Origin of the sequence: Algoriphagus oliviformis (assembly GCF_017254915.1) — a bacterium.
Lineage (GTDB): Bacteria > Bacteroidota > Bacteroidia > Cytophagales > Cyclobacteriaceae > Algoriphagus > Algoriphagus oliviformis.
In genome coordinates, this window is record NZ_JAFKCT010000001.1 from 610847 (window position 1) to 628596 (window position 17750).

Consider the following 17750-nt stretch of genomic DNA (forward strand, 5'->3'; position numbering starts at 1 on the left):
AACCCCGCACTATGGACGTCAAGGGCTTTCATCTCAGCTATTGCAGCAATATACATCCCGGTGAAAGTTGGGATGCTACTTTCCAAAACCTCAAAATATACATTCCCGAAGTACGGCAGCGACTCAAGGTTGAAGGGCCTTTTGGGATTGGCTTGAGGCTTTCCAATCAGGCTTCCTTGATGTTGGAAAAGCCCGAGAAACTTAAGGAATTCCAGGTTTGGCTTCGTCAGGCCAATGCCTACGTTTTCACGCTCAACGGCTTTCCCTACGGGGATTTTCACCGCCAGATAGTGAAGGAGAAAGTCCATTTTCCGGACTGGACCACGACCGAGCGGAAGGACTACACGCTGCGCTCCTTTCAGATCCTCTCCCAGCTCCTGCCTCCGGGAATGCAGGGCGGGATCTCCACCTCGCCGATTTCCTACCGCCATTGGTTTAAAACCGATGCTGCCCTGAAATCGGGGATGGAGACTGCCACCGCCCACCTCCTGGAGGTCGTGGAGGAGCTTGCAAAAATCCACAAGAAAAGCGGGAAGCTGCTTCATCTGGACATAGAACCGGAGCCGGACGGGATCCTCGAAAACTCCGACGAGATGATTTGGCTCTTTACCGATTGGCTTTTGCCAAAAGGCATACCGCTTCTTTCCCAAAAACTTGGCCTCTCGGAGGCTGAGGCCGAGGAACTGATCAAGACCCATATCCAAGTCTGTTACGACGTCTGCCACTTTGCCATCGTGTATGAGGAGCCGGCGGAGACTTTTGCCAAATTCGAGGCAGCCGGACTGCGTGTGGGCAAGATCCAGATCTCTGCGGCGCTGAAGGCGCTGATTCCCGAGACCGCCAATGGCAAATTCAGCTTGGGCAAAAAGCTCCAAGCCTTTGCGGAGTCGACCTATCTCCATCAGGTAGTGGCACGATTGGACGACGGGACGCTGAAATCCTATTCCGACCTGCCGGAGGCTCTAGAGACACTTCCTGCGACCAAGGAAAAAGAATGGCGCATCCACTTTCACGTGCCGGTTTTTCTGGAAAACTACGGCTCGTTCTCTTCGACCCAGGAGACCATTTCGATTGTACTCAAGGAAATTTTATCCAATCCGGATATCACGCAGCATCTGGAAGTCGAGACCTATACTTGGGAAGTGCTTCCCGAGGACACCCGTCAAAGCCTCGGCGAGTCCATTGCCCGGGAGCTTGCTTGGGTGAGGGGAAAGATGGTGTGATTTGAGGTTTGATGTAGGTTGGAGGGTAAGTTTCTCTAAGTGGTTAGTAGTAAGTGGTTTTAAGATAAAGGGGTCGGGAGGTATGGAAGTAGGAGGCACCAGCCCCAGCGGGGCGACAGCTTGGTAGCGATTGCTGCCGTGCACAACCAGAACCCTGTAAGTGTGAAAGATAATTTGTGATTGCAGGTTTGAAATTTGAGATTGGCCGGGGAGGGAAGTTGTGAGCGGTGAGAAGTAAGTCGTTATAGAGTAGGATGTCGGGAGGTATGGAAGTAGGAGGCCCCAGCCCCAGCGGGGCGACAGCTTGGTAGCGATTGCTGCCGTGCAAAACCAGAACCCTGTAGGGGTGAAAGATGATTCGTTATAGCAGGTTTGAAATTTGAAATTGGCCAAAGGCTGGATCAATCGGTTGACCCTTGATAGTTATCTGCTCAAATGCTAGTCACAAGGATTGAAGTCCCCAAGGGCGAACTCCCCCTTGCAAAGGGGGCCGGGGGGATTTGTATCAGTTTTAGAAAATCCCCCTAATCCCCTTAAGAAGGGGGAATCGCGTCGATCCGCTTGTTGATCGACAGTCCTGAAATTTGGTCTGTTGGTCCGCAAAAAATGAACACAAATGAAAAAAACAGTAGTCCTCAATATCGTTGCACTTTCTCCCCGGGTGATCGGTGAGCATACCCCTTTTCTAAAAAAATGGATTGAAGAGAACCAGCGAGCGGTGGTGGAGCCGGTACTTCCAGCCGTGACCTGCTCGGCCCAATCCGTCTATCTGACCGGAAAGTGGCCATCTGATCATGGCATTGTGGGCAACGGTTGGTACTTCCAGGACGAATGCGAAATCAAGCTTTGGCGTCAATCCAACAAGCTGGTGCAGGCCGAAAAAGTATGGGAAGTGCTGCGCCGAGACAATCCCGGCTTCACCGTCGCCAACATGTTTTGGTGGTATAATATGTACTCCAGCGCAGACTATGCGGTGACTCCGCGACCGCTGTATCTGCAAGACGGGCGCAAGGAGCCGGACTGCCACTCCCAGCCCATGGAGCTGCGGGACCGGCTGCAAAAAGAACTCGGACAGTTTCCCCTCTTTTCCTTTTGGGGGCCAAATACGAGCATCGCTTCCAGCAAGTGGATCGCCGAGGCCTCCAAAAAGGTCGACGAATGGCACAATCCCACGCTGAACCTGATCTACATCCCCCACCTCGACTATGGCTTGCAGAAGTATGGGATTGACTTCGAAAAGATCGGCAAGGATCTCCGCGAGGTCGATGCCCTGGCGGAGGACCTGATCACCTATTTCGAAAAGCAGGGAGCCCAAGTCCTCCTTCTCTCCGAGTACGGTATCACTTCCGTGAGCAAGCCGGTGCACCTCAACCGGGTTTTTCGCGAAAAAGGCTGGATTCAGGTGAAAGATGAACGTGGACTAGAAACCTTGGACGCGGGCACTTCGGCGGCCTTTGCGATAGCAGACCACCAGGTCGCCCATGTGCACGTGAACGACAAGTCGAAGCTTTCCGAGATCAAAGCCTTGCTGGAAAAGACTCCCGGCGTGGAAAAAGTCCTGGACGAAACCGGCAAAAAGGAGTACCACATTGGCCACGAGCGCGCAGGAGATCTGGTGGTGATCGCGGAGGCCGATGCTTGGTTTACCTACTATTTTTGGCTGGACGATGCCAAGGCTCCGGACTATGCCCGCTGCGTGGATATCCACCGCAAGCCTGGCTACGATCCGGTCGAGCTCTTTCTGAATCCTGAAATCAAAGTTCCGTTGCTCACCGTCGGCTCCAAAGTCCTTAAGAAAAAACTGGGCTTCCGCTACCTCATGGACGTGATTCCCTTGGATGCCACCTTGGTCAAGGGTGCGCATGGTCGAATCCCCGAATCTGACTTGGACAAGCCACTTTTCGTGTCAAAGACCGATATCAACCCCGCTGAAAGGATCCAGCCAACGGCCGTTTTTGATCTTATCGTCAAGGCAGTACAAGGTTAAAATAAGTCAACAAGCTTTGTTGTTTAGTTAAAATCTGCTTTTTTCATAGAAAAATGAATTTTTATGAAGAAAGCGGTAAATATGCTTTTGATTCCACTGATTTTTTCCTGTGCAGACCAAGCCGGCACAGTCTCAGAGGCACATTTTTCCTATTCCATAGACACGGTCAAGGTAGAAAGCCACGAGCTGCTTCTCAATGTCCAAGGAGGGCTCAACCGGATGGCAATCTCACCCGATGGCCAAACACTCTACTTTTACAATACTTCCGAAAAAAGGCTGGACTTGATTGACTTGAATTCTTATCAGATCAATCGGTCGATTTCTTTCAGCTCAGACGGGCCTAATGGAGTCGGAGGCATTTCCCCTTACGGATTTGAAATCACCGAGGGGGGCGAGATCATCATCGCCTCATTTGATGCCATCCGCAAAATGGACTCATTGGGCAATAAAATAGACAGCTACAATTGGGAAAGCCTAAACTACCAATCCGGTCAAATACCCCAAGGAACTATCCTGAGTTTTGACGGCGAGTATGACCCGACAGGAAACATATTCTATGGCATCTATGGGAGAGAAAGAGGGGGAAATAGCAATGGAGATGGCTTGGGGATTTTGGATATTCCAAACCGGGCAATCCAAACCAAGGAAATCCCCTTGCTCAAATCACTGGCCGACTATAGGATCGAACTGGACGGAGAAGTCAAAACGATCAGCCTTGAAAGCTTTTTTCTTCAGCTGGAGAATGAAAAAATTTTGATCAGTACTGAGGCCCATAATTCATTGGCAGTCTATGATATCTGTAAAGACTCTCTCTATCAGGTTGATTTTTCATCTGAACTTTTACCCGACAAAAAACCCGGAAACTTTGAGAAAAAGGTCACCTCACTTGATCAAATGAAGGCATCTCTCTTAGACAAAGCGAAAGAAGTCAGCTTCGGGCCGTGGATTTGGGACGCGAGCAGCCAGCACTATTTTCGGATCAGTCAGTATCAATCGGGCTTTGACCCGCCCGAATTTCAGGTCTATGTGACCATAGCAGATCCTGATTTTCAAGTGGTTTTAGAGCAGAAGGATTTTCCAAGAACCAGGTCCAGTGCTTTCTTCCACCAAGGCTACCTCCATCATCCCATCAATCTAAACGATGAACTGTATTTCGTGAGGATTAAACCAGAATTCCAGTTTTGAGCAACTTACGTATGAAAAACCTTTCGCTTATTCTTCTGGTTCTCGCCCAGTTTTCCTGCTCCGCAAAGGAGGAAACGGCCAATACCAACATCCTCGAAAATCTTCGGATCACAATGGATACCGTAAGCGTAGATGTTGGAGAAGAGCTGTTTGATCCGGCATCCTACAAGAAACGAACGCTGAGTAGGGACGGTACGCGAATCTTTTTTGAGTCGGAGGGTTCCAAGCCCGAAATTCACGAGATCAACCTAAAGGATATGCGTTTGATTCAGCGCCATGGTTTGGCCGAAGACGGGCCGGATCGCGTGCCAAGGTTTGGAACGGCATTTCAGTGGTTGCCTAATGATCGGTTTTTTCTTTTTTCCCAAGGTATCGCCGGAATCTATGGTTTGGATGGAAAAAAGGAGCAATCCATCTCCACCCGTCTTGCCGAACTTCCGGAACTGGAGACCTTGGAAGGGATTGGCTATTTCCCTAAAGTCTGGCTCAGTCCCGACGGAACTAAGCTGATGGCCATCCCCTACAAGCATGATGGATGGTTTTTGAGACTGGTGGTGGTCGACTTGCCTGCCAAAACCGGGAAGATACTGGAATTGCCCGCCTTGGAAATGACGAAAGGCTACCAAGTACGCTGGGAGGAAAACGGGGTGCAGTATCAAGGGGGAGACTTTGTGAGTGGGTTTTTGATGAATGACCAGCTGATCCTCGGGAGCAGCTCTACAGCCGACTTTTATTGTTTTGACTGGAAGACGGATTCGCTGCTGTTGGTGGAAAATGAAGCCCGATCCCTTCCGAAAACCAAAACAGGCTCGATCCCCAACAACCTAGGATCAGAGGCGGAGTGGAGGGAGGTTTCCAAAAGGCTGGGTAAGATGGTCAACTATCGGGAGCTACTGTTTGATCCTTCTCGGCAGCAGTATTTTCGACTCGCTACTCAGAATGCAGCACATGACGTTAACGGGAATAAACGAAGTGACGAAGTTTGGCTTTTAGTGTATGACTCGGATTTACGACTGATTGGCGAGCGTCAGATTGAGGGTATCGTGGGGTTCCCGATCGATCCCTTTTTCAGCGGGGGAAAACTGTATGGTTCCGTGCTGTGGGAAGAAGTTCCGGGCTTTACGGTGATGACTCTTGATTTTTAAACCCGAAACAGCCTATATGAAAAAACTGATCTTGGCTCTAGCGGCCTCCGCCCTGTTTTCCTGCTCCGCAAAGGAGGAAAAGGCCAATACCAACATCCTCGAAAATCTCAGCTTCACGGTGGATACAGTGGTCGTGGATGCTGGTGGGGATTTTGTAAATCTATTCATGCCGATTTGGCCCTACGGTCTGAATGAGGACAAAAGCCAACTTTGGTTTTTTGAAAGGGAGCCCCTCAAACTGGTTTATGTAGACTTGGATCAGTTGAAGGTTTTGAAAAAGACCGGGTTTGAGGAGGAAGGGCCAGATGGAGTTGGGAGTGGTATCTCGGATCTGAAAATAGGAGCACAGGGAGAACTGTATTTGAAAAGCAACAGGACGGTTGGGCTTTTTGGGCCAAACAGCAAACTGCTTCAAAATATGAGGTTTGTCCCCTCGGGGATAGACTCCAGTTTGGCGCGAGACAGCTATGCCCTTTTTGACAAATCCGTCTTCGACTTTGGCACCCGAAAAATCTATGCCCATCCCAATTTCACCGATGCTGGCGAGTATGTTTTGCTGATCTTGGATCCGGAGACGCGGTCCGCCACTTCCCTGCCGGTTCCCAAGATGAAAATCGTGGATGACTACAGCAAAACGCAGTCTTTTGAAAGCGAGAGTGGGACGAACATGTCTTTCTACAGCGTGGGGAGTGACATCACCTTGCTTCCTGGAGAGGTGATCCTATCGACGGGAGCGATGAGCGGCTTTTATCGACTGGATCTCCAGACCGAAAAGCTGGAATTTATTGACATCCAACACCAAAATTTTCCCAACTCGATGGATATCGACATCATCCAAAATCCGAGTGGACCGGAGGAGATGTTTGAAATCCAGAAGAAAATATGGGAGCATATCAACTATATGGAGCTGCTCTGGGACGATACTCGGCAGCTTTATTTTCGGATGGGAATCACAGCGACCATGCCGGAGCAGCCCGGTCCGCCCTCGGTGGAGTATTACTTGTTTGCCTACGATAGGGATTTCAATGTGGTGGGAGAGACCAAACTGGAAGGGGTAGAACACTCGCTTTGGTATAGCTTTTTCAAAGACGGCAAGCTCTGGAGCTACGTGAATGTGGAGGACGAGTTGGGCTTCGCGGTGATGACTCTTGATTTTTGAGAATTAATGAAAAAAATGCTCCCCGCCTTGAGCCTACTGCTTTTGGCTGCTTGTGGCGAAACAGGCAATTCAGAAAAGGCAGGATCTAAAAATATCCTTGACGGCCTTACTTTCTCAGTGGATACGGTGATGGTGGACTCCAAAGAGAGCCTTTTTGAATTAAGCTGGGGTCCTCGCTCCTCTTCGGTTTCTGAGGACGGTCGTTATCTTTTCCTATACAATTCGAAATTCAATCAGATACAGCAGATCAATTTGGATAAGCTGGAATGGGAAAGGAACATCGACTTTGAGGTAGAAGGACCAGACGGTACGGGAGACGCTGTTTCAAATACCCAAGCCCTCGGAGGAGGAAAATTCCTGATCACTTCCTATCGAAAAATGGGTGTTTTTGATGAGAAGGGAGTGAAGCTGAAAGATTATTCTATCGGCTCCCTTCCCATTACGTCAGAGTCGGAAGAGCTGGATTATGGTCTTATCCTTACCAAGGATCAGACTAGCCTCTTTTCTCTTCCTGGTGTTCGGAATTTCGAACCCCGTACGCTAGCAAAGATCGATTTGCAAACTCATGAAATTGCCAATTTTCCGATCAAGGAGATGGATTGGATTCTCGATTTGAAGGTGGGCACATCTACCCACCCTGTCTTTGACGAATACATGTATCTAAGGGAGCTCAATGGACAAGTTTTGGTTTTGTCTCCTCCCAGCAGTGCATTTTATCGCTATGATTTGGAGACAGATTCCCTGACCTATCATTCCTTCACTCATGAGCTCAGCCCGATAGTTAATGATGTGAAGCTGAAAAATATAGTAGAATCTGACGAAGAGTATCGAGAAGAACTAAGACGCTACACGATGGGGATAAGTTTCGGCCCACTCATGTGGGATGAAACCCGCTCCGTTTATTTTCGCCTAGGCAGAAAACCGATTTCCATAGCTGGGCCTTTCCAAATAGTTTCAAGTGAAGTATTTATGTATGCCTATGATGGGGATTTTGATTTGATCGGGGAGGCGTTGATTCCAGAGCTTTTGACTCCGCCAAGGGACTATTTTTTCAAAGACGGCAAGCTCTGGAGCTATGTGAATGTGGACGACGAGCTGGGCTTTGCTGTCATCGACTTTGATTTTTAAAACCATTTCTTCTATGAATAAGCTACTGATTTTCTCCATTGTCCTAGCCGTCGCCGCTTGCGGTTCCAAAAAGCAGTCTGATGGAGCTAGCCAAACTCGGGACTTTTCTTTCTCCCTGGATACCGTCAGGATTGATGCCGGTGAGGACTTCATCCATGTCAATTGGAACCTAATGGCGTCGGATCTCACCTCGGACGGCCGGTACCTCTACAACTTCCGCACCGGTGCCAGCGAACCTGCACTGGAACTCATCAATCTGGAAAGTGGCAAGTTGGAAAAGGTCATTCCCATCTCCCTCGATGGGCCAAATCGCATCCGTTCGCCCTACATAAGTCAGGTTTATCCGCAGGATGACGGGAACTTCTTTCTGTCTGATGGCTATGAGCTTTGCCTTTTTGACCAGGCGGGTACCAAACTCTTTGCGCTAAGCTATGCCGAGCATGATTTTGAGGGGGAAAAGCTGCCTGCAGACATGCGGATTACACTCCAAGAGACCCTTTCGTCCGACGGAGAGACCCTAGTCACCCTCTACGGCGATCAGGCTTTGGAGAAGTCTCCCTTCGGAGTGGCTGTGTTTGATCTTGAAAAGCGACAGTTCACTTATACGCCACTGGATGTTTTCAGGGAATTGGATCCCTACCGGGTCAGTATCTATCGTGATGGGATGGCAGTGGGTGGAAAGTTTGCCGCGATCAGATTAATGTTGAAAAACGACAGCCTGATATTCTCGAACAGTGCCAAAAACGAGGTCGGATTTTATGATTTGAAGGCCGACTCGCTTTCCAAAAAGCGCTTTTCGAGTCAATACACCAGCTCGGAAGCTACTCCAAACGCCAGCAATCGGGTGGAGACCGATCAGGAGTACGAGCAACTGCTCAAAAAAACCAACCAGGACGTGACCTACGGCCGCTTCTTTTTCGACGAGCAAAACCAAGTTTACTGGCGCTTTGCCAAGGAGATGGATCGAATGACCGGGGACTCGGAGGTGTATAAGACTGTCTTGACGGCTTTTGATCCCGACTTCAACCAACTGTCGGAAAAGCTGCTTTCGGAAGACTTTGTCCTTCCCTCCAAATATTTCGTCCGAAATGGGATGATCTATACCTTTTTGAATGAAGAGGATGAAGTGGCCTTTGTGCGGATTATCCCGGAGTTTGGTTCTTAGGCCAGCCCCAGTCGTTTCTTCACCTTGAGCAGGTTTTCCTGTTTTTTGGGTTCGCGGTGGATGCGACAGTATTCGGTGTGGTAGTGGTGCTTTTGCATAAAGACCAGCTGCAGCTCATCCCAAGCCTGCTCGGTAAAGTCCGGGTTGAAGTGCTTCAGCTCTTGGAAGAGCGTGTGTCCGATCTGGTCAAAAAGTTCGGTGCCCAAGTACTCCAGGTCGGCGTCCGCCAGGATATTTTCCAGATGGGTTTTGGGGCTTTGGGGGATCTTGGTGGCTAGGATCATGCCGTAGATCTTGTCCAGCTTGTCGGCACTGTAGTCTTGGGAAAGATAGGATTCGGCGATTTTGCAGCCCTTTTCCTCATGGTCCTTGGGATTGTCTATGAATCCCGTGTCGTGGAAAAGCGCAGCGAGTTTCAGGAGCTCCAGGTCTTTTTCCCCGACCTCGGACTGCATGGCCAGAAAGATCGCCTGGTCCAATACGTAGGCGGTGTGTCCCAGATTGTGGTAGGTGAGGTGCTGCGGCAGTTTTGCCAGGATGTCCCGATAGACCGTGTGTTGGATTTCTTCAAAAACCATCAGCTGTGCTTTTTACCGACCCTCTTGATTACCCCTCCCTTCACTTCCTTGATCGTCTGCACGTAAAAGAAGGCCTTAGGGTCTATGTGTTGGATTGCCTCTTTCATTCGGTGTACTTCCAGCCTGGTGACCACCGTCATGATGATGTCGCAGGGATGCTTGATGTGGAACGTATCGGGAAGATAGCCCCTTTCGCCCTTATATACAGAGATCGCCTTGCCAAATTCCTTCACGATCAGCTCTTTCACCTTCTCCTCCTCGCGGGAAATCACCGTCAGCGCGGTGTATTCCTCAAAGCCCTCCACCACGTAGTCGGTCATCTTGATCGCCGTATAGTAGGTCAGGATGGAATACATGGCAGGTTCTATGCCAAAAAAGACCGCCGCAAACAGGAAGATGAGCGAATTGAGAAAGACGGTGATCTCTCCGGCGGACAGGGGGGAGTTTTTCTGCACAAACTCCGTGATCACTTCAAATCCGTCGATCAACCCCCCGCCCCGGATAATCAGGCCAATCCCCACGCCCATGAGTATGCCTCCAAAGACGGCCGTCAAGACCAAATCCTTGGTCACGGCATCGCGCAGGGGCAAGAGCTCCAGCACGACCACCAGCAAAAAGATCGAAAAGGTGGACTGTACCGCAAAGGTCTTCCCTATTTTTTGCCAGCCCAAGATCAGAAAGGGCATGTTGATCACCACGAGGAGCAGGTTGAGGTTGATGCCAAAGTGGAGGTTGACGATGATGGCAATGCCCGTCACGCCTCCGTCGAGGAAGGCATTGGGAAGCAGGAAATACTTCAGCGAGAGCGCAGCGCAGAAGACTCCGGCGACCAGGTAAAAAATGGAAATGGGATCGACGACTGCCCGCCAGTCAATCTTTTGTTTGAAACTGCTCATTCAGGAACTCTTAAAACCGAAATCTTAGTGGGAAGATAATTTCTTTAAAATTTAAACAAAAAGCCAAGCCGCCCAAGCATGGATCCGAGAATTGGTCAAGAAAAGCAGTTTGCGAAGGCATTTGTGGGCGAGGCTTCACCCTTCAGTCCAGACGGGGAAGGCTCAGCTTGTACTTCATGGCAATCAGTCGGATGGCGATGATCAGGGACATGGAGATGAGCAGGTTGTAGTTGCGCTCTAGGCCCAGGTACTCCATGGTAGCGTAGAAGATCGCGCCGACGAGGCAGGCGGAGGCATAGATTTCCTTGCGGAAAAGAATGGGGATTTCATTGGTCAGCGTATCGCGGATCACTCCGCCCATCACGGCCGAAAACATTCCCATGATGGCGGCGATTTCCGGTCGGACGCCCAGACTGAGCGCCTTTTCCACGCCCAGCACGGTGAAAAAGCCTATCCCTATCGTGTCGAAGAGGAAGAAAGTGCGTCTGAGTTTGCTCAGCAGGTTGGGAAAGACAAAGGCTGCCAGAATACCGGCCAGGATGGCATAGAGCACATGGATGTCGCCGATCCAGACCAGCGGATAGGCGTCTAGGAGTATGTCGCGCAAGGTACCGCCTCCGATGGCGGTGATGAACCCGGTAAAGCCCGCGCCGAAGAGGTCGTGTTCCTTTTCCCGGATAGCCAGCGCTCCGGAGATCGCAAAGACAAAGGTGCCTATAAGTTCAAAAGCATATTGAAGATCCATTCCAGCGATATTAGACTTTTTCCATCAAAAAAACACCCATCTCCCGCTGTCCCAAGACCAGGACGGTTTTGGGGTCTTCCAGGAATCGGAAGCCGATTTTTTCCAAGTTATCCACATCCTTGGCTTGGATCAGAAAGCGCTCCGAGCCGTCGGGAAGGAAGTATCTTCCACCGCCTAGCGCTTCGCTTTGGGCCAAAATGCCTCCAAAAGCGGTGCAGGCGCGAAACCAGAAAATCCCTCCTGGCCGCAGCACACGATGGATTTCCCGCGCCATTTCCATGAAGTTGTCCACATTTTTGGCAAAGTGCAGGACCGCCGAGCAGATGACCGCGTCAAAGGCCTCCGCGTGGAAGGGAATTTCCTCCAGTCGGCCGGTTTGGAAGCGATGGCTGTCGTAGTTGGGGTTTAGGCTTTTCGCAAGATAGCGACAGTATTGGATGGCGGTTTCATTGGGGTCGATCCCAAAGAGCTGGTAGTCTTTTTGGATAAAATAGACGGCATTTCTTCCCTCTCCGCAGCCCGCATCGAGGATTTTCATGTCCCTGCTGAATCTGCCCTTCAGGATCTGGTCCAGCAGGTAGATGTCCACATTGCCTAGGAGTCGGTTGAGCTCAGTGATCTCCATTTTCCAAGAGGTCAAGGGCTTCGACGGCCTTTTTTCGGCCGATTTCTATCAGCTCGGCCGCACGGTGAAACTCCAGCGTGCCGGCTTGCTTTCTGGATATCCTCACCGTCACATCTACCGGATATTTTTCGATCAGTAGCTCGCAAAACTTGTCCTGCAAGAGGTCAAACGACCTCGTGATCAGGCTGAAGGCGCTTAGGGAGCTGGGTTTGTCCTCCTTCACTTCCTCGGGAAAGTAGTGCGTCATCTTTCTTCGGTAGTCCTGCAGCCATTTGGGGATGGAGATCAGACTGCGGCCCTTTTGGTCGCGCTTTGGAGGGGCGAGGTAGAGGTGCTGGGGGCCATTGACCTCCACGACTACCAAAAGCCGGTCTTCGTGGTTGGTGATCAAGGAAATGGGGACGGGATTCAAGACTCCGCCGTCGATGAATTCAAAGCTTGGATGCTGTGCGGGCTGAAAGACCGTGGGGATGCTGCCTGAGGCCCGGATGGCGGAGTAGAGACTCCCTTCGCGAAACACATACTCCTTGCCGCTGCGGTAATCTACTGCGTTGCAGGAAAACGGAATCTGCAAATCCTCGATCTGGCAGTCTTTGACCACGTTTTTGAGGGAGTTGTACACCTTGTCGCCTTTGATAAATCCCCTGCTGGAAAAGGTGAAATCCATCAGCGAGAAGACGTCCACCCGGTCGAGGTTGCAGATCCAGTCCTTGAACTCGGGCATTTTCCCCGCTGCATACATGCCGCCGACGAGGGCTCCGATGGAGCAGCCGGCGATTTCCGCGATTTCATAGCCGCGGCGTTCCAGCTCTTCGATCACTCCCACATGCGCCAATCCCCTTGCTCCGCCGCTGCTCAAAACCAATGAAACTGTTTTCTTTTTTGACATATCTTTAGGGATACCAAGAGGATTTATTCGATCTACATCACCGACGAAATTAAGCAATATGAGCCAATTTAAGCCTTTTCACCTGGCATTTCCGATTCGCGATATCGAGGAAACACGCGCCTTCTATGGAGAGCTTCTCGGCTGTGGCATCGGTCGCAGCACTGACAAGTGGATAGATTTCAACTTCTTTGGGCACCAACTCTCGGCCCATATCAAGCCGGAGGAGCTGGCAAACGCCAAGACCAATGCGGTCGATGGGAAAAACGTGCCGGTGAGGCACTTTGGAGCCATCTTGGACTGGGATGAGTGGCATGCACTCGCCGATAAGCTCAAAGGGCACGGAATTGAATTCGTCATCGAGCCATACATCCGCTTCAAGGGAGAGGTGGGCGAGCAGGCCACGATGTTTTTCCTGGACCCGTGCGGCAACGCCCTCGAGTTTAAATCCTTCCAGGATCCCAGCCAGATTTTCGCAAAGTAAATCCTAAGGCCGTGAAAGCGCACTATTTGGATTCTGGAGTTGGCCGCATGGTCCAGATAGAAGGAAAGGACTATCTGTACTTCAGCGGTACCTCCTACCTGGGGATCGCCCAGGACAGGGACTTTTTGGAGCTCTTGGCCAACAATCTCTTCGAGTTTGGCGCTAGCCACGGGCAAAGCAGGATCAACAACACGCGCCTGCACGTCTTTGACGATTTTGAGGAGACCTTTGCCGAGTCTGCCGGCGCTGAGCAGGCGGCGGTTTTCAGCTCGGGTTACCTCGCCGGGATTGCGGCTTGGAAGTCCCTCGTCGACGAAGCTGATGAAGTATGGATCGCACCCGATGCCCATCCAGCCATCATCCCCGACGGCAAGACTCCTCCGATTAAATTTAATTTTATACAATGGAAAAAACATTGTCTGGAGCGTGCTGAGGAGCTTTCTGCCCGGAGAGTTTTGATCATCGGCAATGCGCTCGATTCGCTTTCAGGAGAGATCCATGACTATACCTGGGTTCGGGACATCGCTGAAAAGCACCACGTAAGCCAATTGGTTGACGACAGCCATGCCTTTGGGACAGTGGGGAATGGCCTCTATGGAACCTATCAGCAATGGAAGTCCCCTATCGTCAACCTTTTGGTGACGGGGTCGCTGGGCAAGGGCCTCGGCTTGCCCGCCGGAATCGTGCTGGGAAGTGAAACGCAGCTGAGCCGGATCAAGGAAACTCCGCTTTTTGGAGGGGCCTCCCCGGGTTCGCCTGCGCATCTTTGTACCTTTTTGCAGATGGAGGATCGCTACCTCGAAAAAAAAAGCTGGCTGGAGGATGCCTGTGGGATTTTTGCCCAAGCCACCGCAGAAGTCAAGCAAATCAAGGGAAGCCGGAATTTTCCTGTATTCCGGTACACGGAAGATGCTTGGCTCAGGGAGTTTGAAAAAGCGGGCATCATCACCTCCTCCTTCCCCTATCCCACCCCGAGAAGTCCCCGTGTCAACCGGATTGTAATTTCGGGTTTCCATGAGCTGGAGGACCTCATGTACCTGAATGACATTATCCACAACCTGCTTAAATGATGAGATATTTTGCGCTGATTTTGTTTTTCTCCGGTTTTCTTTCCGCATGTCAGCAGACGCAAAAAGGGCCTTTTGAAGCAGATTTTGCGGATTATCCGACTTTGAGGGAGGTTTTTGGAAATGTGGATAAGTATCAGGTGCAGATCCTGTACACACGCATCGACCGCAACGAACACGGCAATCCCCTCTTCACGGATTTTGCTTTTCACCTCGATGACGAACGCTATTTCTATCCGGCTTCCACGGTGAAGCTGCCCATAGCCCTGCTGGCGCTGGAGTGGCTGGAAGAGCAGGACGTGGAAGGCTTGACGCTGGAGACGACCATGCTGACCGATTCGGTCAGGCCCTCACAGATTCCTGCCTACTTGGATTCGACTTCGCAAAACGGCCTTCCCAGCATCGGCCACTACATCAAAAAGATCCTGCTCGTCTCCGACAATGACGCGGCCAATCGCCTCTACGAGCTGCTTGGCTTGGATTACATCAACGGCAAGCTGAAGGAGAAAGGCCTAGACCATACCGTGATCACGCAGCGGCTGAGCTTTCCCATTTCCCCGGAGGAAAACCGGCAATTTAATCCTATCCGATTTGTGGATAAGGAAGGCAAAACCCTGCTGGAGCTACCTGCAAGGCATACCGACAGCATCTATGTGGTGCCCGGAAGCCCAAAGCTTGGCAAGGCTTTCTACCGAAACGACAGCCTGTTTCAAGGCGGGATGGACTTTTCCTTCAAAAACAAGTTTGCTCTCTCGGATCTTCACGGTGTGTTGCAGCGGACGATCTTTCCCCAGGCTTTTTTCGAAAGCCAACGCTTCAATCTTTCGGCGGAGCATCGGGACTTTGTCTTGAAGTATATGGGCATGCTACCTGGGGAAAGCGCGTATCCAACCTATGACACCACGGAGTTTTACGATGGCTATTCCAAGTTTTTCAAGTTTGGGTCCAGCAAGGATCCCATTCCAAAGCAATTCCGGATCTTCAACAAGACCGGCTGGTCCTATGGCTACCTGATCGACGGGAGCTACTTTGTGGATTTTGAGAATGGAGTCGAGTTTTTCGTCTCGGCAGTCGTGTACACCAACGAAAACCAGACAATGAATGACGGGAACTACGAAACGGAGGAGATCGCCAAGCCCTTTTTTGCCGAGCTTGGGGACTACCTTTACCAGCTGGAACTCAAGCGCGAAAAGCAAATTCCGGCGGATTTGACTGCGGTGGATTTCAGGTAAGACAGAGAAATATTTTGAAGTACTGCGCAGTGGATTATTGCCGGGATTTTATCTATTTTGGTACTTTAAAAATTTTCCTCTAAGAAAATCCCGAAAGTACCTATGCTAAGTGTTTCAGAGGCAGCGCTAAAGTTGAACCTAAGTGTCCAGCAGGTAAGAAACCTGTGCCGGGACGGCAAAGTGAAGTCCGAGAAGATCGGCTCGACTTGGATCATCGACGAGAAATCATTGGAGAAGTTTATCGACAATTCCAATTGCGGCGTGGCAGAGGACAGGGCCTTTTATGGCTTTCAGCCCCGAGAAAAAGGAAAGCCCATTGCCTTGAGTTTTTTCAGTGGAGCGATGGGGTTGGACATCGGGCTGGAGAAGGCTGGTTTTCAGACTTTGCTCGCTTCTGAGATAGACAAGGCCTGCCGTAAGACTATTTTAAAAAACCGGCCCAACATCGCCTTGGTGGGCGATATCAGCAATTACTCACCTTCGCAAATCCGCTTTGTAGCCGGTCTGGATCCCAAGGAAGAAATAGATCTTGTGGTAGGCGGACCTCCTTGCCAGGCATTCAGCACAGCGGGAAAAAGAAAGGGCTTTGAGGACGAGAGAGGCAATGTCTTCCTCACTTTTATCGACATGGTAATTGGCCTCAATCCCCGCTTTGCGGTCATCGAAAACGTGCGGGGACTGCTTTCGGCTCCGCTGACCCACATTCCCCACAAAGACCGGAATGCGGAAAGTCTTTTTTTCGATGAACGAAATCTCGCTGGGGGAGCGCTCAAGTTTGCCATCGACAAGCTGAAATCCGCTGGCTATTCCCTGAATTTCAACCTTTACAATGCCGCTAATTTTGGCACTCCCCAAAAGCGGGAGCGTGTAATAATCCTATGTTCCAGAGATACTGAGAAGTTGCCCTACTTGGAGCCAACGCATTCGGAGGATGCGGAAGCCGGACTCGAGGCTTGGAATACTTTCAGGGCGGCGGTCAGCGACCTTCGGGAGGAAGAGCAGGAGCATTTGAATTTTCCAGAAAAACGGCTAAGATACTATCGAAGATTGTCTGCGGGACAAAACTGGAGAAATCTGCCCACCGAGCTGCAAAAGGAAGCGATGGGTGCCTCCTACTATTCAGGTGGGGGAAAGACCGGGTTTCTACGAAGAATCAACTGGGACGAGCCCAGTCCTACGTTGGTTACCCATCCTGCGATGCCAGCGACAGACCTCTGTCATCCCGAGCAAAACAGACCCCTCAGCGTACAGGAATACAAGCGGGTGCAGCAGTTTCCCGACGACTGGGAGATCACGGGGACGTTGCTGGAGAAATACAAGCAGATTGGCAACGCCGTCCCGGTGGGTTTAGGTCTCGCTGTGGGCCGGCACCTGCTCAAAGTGATCAAGGGGGAGGAGATTCGCAGCTATCCCGGATTTCGGTATTCGAGATATTCCAACACGGACGAAGTGAGTTGGGAGCGGGAGTTTTTGGGCCGACTGGAAAAGCTGATGCTAGAGGCTTAGAATTTCATTTCGGGTCTTTTCTCCGACTCTTGCAAATATCTCCAGAAGCTTGGTGTACGTGTCCGGTCCGCCCAACTTGTCCCAATATTCGTCGCCGATCAGAACGACCGGATCATGCCTCATATCAAAAATCTTGGAGGGCAGTGACCAATTGTAGTCTGCCTTTCGCGGGCCTCCCGGATTGTAGTACAGGCCAAAGTAGGTTTCGAAGTTGGGATCATGTGCCTTCAGTAGCAAAAGGTCTTTTTTCGCCTTTTCCGTTTGGTCCAAGTTGGGCTTTACGGTTTTGATCGATATAAAGATTTCTTTTCCGTCCTTCTCCAAATGCAAATCAGAAAGCACCCTTCTCACGACGGTATCGCCTTTTTGGAAAGCGAGGATATTGGCGATTTCCCGCTCCCAATTGGGCTTAAGCTCTCCGCTACGAAGTCCACTCGAAATTCGCTCAATCTCGTCGATTGCCCCCTTAAAAACATTGACGAGTGTTTGGCGCTGACGGGTAACGGTAAATCCAGCATCGATTGCGACAATTCTGGAAATCTCCTCCACAGGCCCTTGCCCAAAAGAAGTGGAAAAAGACCTTTCAAAACTTGAAGCGTTCACCATTTCTTTGGTGAGCAGCGCTTCGTGAAAGGGCCGGGAAGTCTTATTCGATCTAGTCCTTATAAGCGCTCCCCTAACGCATTTTTCAAGTATTGCCTCAATCAAGGCAATGGTTTCCGTTTTCATAGGCATCAAA

At 50.7% G+C, this 17750-nt stretch carries 17 protein-coding genes; 11 read left to right on the plus strand and 6 right to left on the minus strand.

Annotation, left to right across the window (positions count from 1 at the left end):
* The first annotated feature begins 11 nt into the window (after positions 1-11).
* From eboE to J0A68_RS02645, 7 genes are all read left to right on the plus strand, one after another.
* The gene (eboE, locus tag J0A68_RS02615) at positions 12-1223 is read left to right on the plus strand and encodes a metabolite traffic protein EboE (RefSeq protein ID WP_206576627.1); all 1212 of its coding nucleotides are present in this window, start codon (positions 12-14) and stop codon (positions 1221-1223) included.
* Positions 1224-1839: 616 nt separating this feature from the next.
* Positions 1840-3210, plus strand: a complete 1371-nt coding sequence (locus tag J0A68_RS02620; protein ID WP_206576628.1) for an alkaline phosphatase family protein — start codon at positions 1840-1842, stop codon at positions 3208-3210.
* A 63-nt stretch (positions 3211-3273) separates the two neighbouring features.
* A complete protein-coding gene (locus J0A68_RS02625; protein ID WP_206576629.1) occupies positions 3274-4395 on the plus strand; it encodes a DUF4221 family protein in 1122 nt (373 codons plus the stop codon).
* A gap of 11 nt (positions 4396-4406) precedes the next feature.
* Positions 4407-5540: a DUF4221 family protein gene (locus J0A68_RS02630; protein ID WP_206576630.1), complete on the plus strand. Its 1134-nt coding sequence runs from the start codon at positions 4407-4409 to the stop codon at positions 5538-5540.
* A gap of 16 nt (positions 5541-5556) precedes the next feature.
* Positions 5557-6699 carry a DUF4221 family protein gene (locus tag J0A68_RS02635; RefSeq protein WP_206576631.1) on the plus strand — a complete coding sequence of 381 codons (1143 nt, stop codon included), beginning with the start codon at positions 5557-5559 and terminating at the stop codon, positions 6697-6699.
* 6 nt (positions 6700-6705) lie between these two features.
* On the plus strand, positions 6706-7827 hold the full coding sequence (locus J0A68_RS02640; protein ID WP_206576632.1) for a DUF4221 family protein: 1122 nt from the start codon (positions 6706-6708) through the stop codon (positions 7825-7827).
* Between the two features lie 13 nt (positions 7828-7840).
* A complete protein-coding gene (locus J0A68_RS02645; protein WP_206576633.1) occupies positions 7841-8992 on the plus strand; it encodes a DUF4221 family protein in 1152 nt (383 codons plus the stop codon).
* Here the strand turns inward: J0A68_RS02645 and J0A68_RS02650 are convergent.
* The 5 genes from J0A68_RS02650 to J0A68_RS02670 form a co-directional block, all read right to left on the minus strand.
* A complete protein-coding gene (locus J0A68_RS02650; RefSeq protein WP_206576634.1) occupies positions 8989-9570 on the minus strand; it encodes an HD domain-containing protein in 582 nt (193 codons plus the stop codon). The genes J0A68_RS02645 and J0A68_RS02650 overlap by 4 nt on opposite strands.
* A complete protein-coding gene (locus J0A68_RS02655; protein WP_206576635.1) occupies positions 9570-10466 on the minus strand; it encodes a YitT family protein in 897 nt (298 codons plus the stop codon). Before J0A68_RS02655 ends, J0A68_RS02650 begins: the two co-directional genes overlap by 1 nt.
* A 142-nt stretch (positions 10467-10608) precedes the next feature.
* Complete coding sequence (locus J0A68_RS02660; RefSeq protein WP_206576636.1) at positions 10609-11211, minus strand: trimeric intracellular cation channel family protein; 603 nt, start codon at positions 11209-11211, stop codon at positions 10609-10611.
* 10 nt (positions 11212-11221) lie between these two features.
* Positions 11222-11836 carry a class I SAM-dependent methyltransferase gene (locus J0A68_RS02665; RefSeq protein ID WP_206576637.1) on the minus strand — a complete coding sequence of 205 codons (615 nt, stop codon included), beginning with the start codon at positions 11834-11836 and terminating at the stop codon, positions 11222-11224.
* Positions 11823-12725, minus strand: coding sequence for a patatin-like phospholipase family protein (locus J0A68_RS02670; protein ID WP_206576638.1), 903 nt, complete (start codon positions 12723-12725; stop codon positions 11823-11825). The genes J0A68_RS02665 and J0A68_RS02670 overlap by 14 nt, the downstream gene beginning before the upstream one ends.
* Before the next feature lie 58 nt (positions 12726-12783).
* On the opposite strand from J0A68_RS02670, the gene J0A68_RS02675 reads away from it, so the two are divergent.
* The 4 genes from J0A68_RS02675 to J0A68_RS02690 all read left to right on the plus strand — a co-directional run bounded on the left by J0A68_RS02675 (position 12784) and on the right by J0A68_RS02690 (position 17011).
* Positions 12784-13206, plus strand: coding sequence for a VOC family protein (locus J0A68_RS02675; protein ID WP_206576639.1), 423 nt, complete (start codon positions 12784-12786; stop codon positions 13204-13206).
* A gap of 11 nt (positions 13207-13217) precedes the next feature.
* Positions 13218-14276 (plus strand): aminotransferase class I/II-fold pyridoxal phosphate-dependent enzyme, encoded by a 1059-nt coding sequence (locus J0A68_RS02680; protein ID WP_206576640.1) that lies wholly within the window; start codon positions 13218-13220, stop codon positions 14274-14276.
* Positions 14273-15505 carry a serine hydrolase gene (locus tag J0A68_RS02685; protein WP_236021325.1) on the plus strand — a complete coding sequence of 411 codons (1233 nt, stop codon included), beginning with the start codon at positions 14273-14275 and terminating at the stop codon, positions 15503-15505. The genes J0A68_RS02680 and J0A68_RS02685 overlap by 4 nt, the downstream gene beginning before the upstream one ends.
* A 102-nt stretch (positions 15506-15607) precedes the next feature.
* Positions 15608-17011 carry a DNA cytosine methyltransferase gene (locus J0A68_RS02690; RefSeq protein WP_206576641.1) on the plus strand — a complete coding sequence of 468 codons (1404 nt, stop codon included), beginning with the start codon at positions 15608-15610 and terminating at the stop codon, positions 17009-17011.
* Here the strand turns inward: J0A68_RS02690 and J0A68_RS02695 are convergent.
* Positions 17000-17746, minus strand: coding sequence for a TdeIII family type II restriction endonuclease (locus J0A68_RS02695; RefSeq protein ID WP_317195083.1), 747 nt, complete (start codon positions 17744-17746; stop codon positions 17000-17002). The genes J0A68_RS02690 and J0A68_RS02695 overlap by 12 nt on opposite strands.
* Positions 17747-17750 lie beyond the last annotated feature (4 nt).

Coding starts and splice junctions, on each gene's coding strand:
- J0A68_RS02685 (WP_236021325.1), top strand. CDS start 14,273: ATGATGAGATATTTTGCGCTGATTTTGTTTTTCTCCGGTTTTCTTTCC.
- J0A68_RS02640 (WP_206576632.1), top strand. CDS start 6,706: ATGAAAAAAATGCTCCCCGCCTTGAGCCTACTGCTTTTGGCTGCTTGT.
- J0A68_RS02670 (WP_206576638.1), bottom strand. CDS start 12,725: ATGTCAAAAAAGAAAACAGTTTCATTGGTTTTGAGCAGCGGCGGAGCA.
- J0A68_RS02660 (WP_206576636.1), bottom strand. CDS start 11,211: ATGGATCTTCAATATGCTTTTGAACTTATAGGCACCTTTGTCTTTGCG.
- J0A68_RS02690 (WP_206576641.1), top strand. CDS start 15,608: ATGCTAAGTGTTTCAGAGGCAGCGCTAAAGTTGAACCTAAGTGTCCAG.
- eboE (WP_206576627.1), top strand. CDS start 12: ATGGACGTCAAGGGCTTTCATCTCAGCTATTGCAGCAATATACATCCC.
- J0A68_RS02655 (WP_206576635.1), bottom strand. CDS start 10,466: ATGAGCAGTTTCAAACAAAAGATTGACTGGCGGGCAGTCGTCGATCCC.
- J0A68_RS02650 (WP_206576634.1), bottom strand. CDS start 9,570: ATGGTTTTTGAAGAAATCCAACACACGGTCTATCGGGACATCCTGGCA.
- J0A68_RS02630 (WP_206576630.1), top strand. CDS start 4,407: ATGAAAAACCTTTCGCTTATTCTTCTGGTTCTCGCCCAGTTTTCCTGC.
- J0A68_RS02625 (WP_206576629.1), top strand. CDS start 3,274: ATGAAGAAAGCGGTAAATATGCTTTTGATTCCACTGATTTTTTCCTGT.
- J0A68_RS02675 (WP_206576639.1), top strand. CDS start 12,784: ATGAGCCAATTTAAGCCTTTTCACCTGGCATTTCCGATTCGCGATATC.
- J0A68_RS02620 (WP_206576628.1), top strand. CDS start 1,840: ATGAAAAAAACAGTAGTCCTCAATATCGTTGCACTTTCTCCCCGGGTG.
- J0A68_RS02665 (WP_206576637.1), bottom strand. CDS start 11,836: ATGGAGATCACTGAGCTCAACCGACTCCTAGGCAATGTGGACATCTAC.
- J0A68_RS02635 (WP_206576631.1), top strand. CDS start 5,557: ATGAAAAAACTGATCTTGGCTCTAGCGGCCTCCGCCCTGTTTTCCTGC.
- J0A68_RS02645 (WP_206576633.1), top strand. CDS start 7,841: ATGAATAAGCTACTGATTTTCTCCATTGTCCTAGCCGTCGCCGCTTGC.
- J0A68_RS02695 (WP_317195083.1), bottom strand. CDS start 17,746: ATGCCTATGAAAACGGAAACCATTGCCTTGATTGAGGCAATACTTGAA.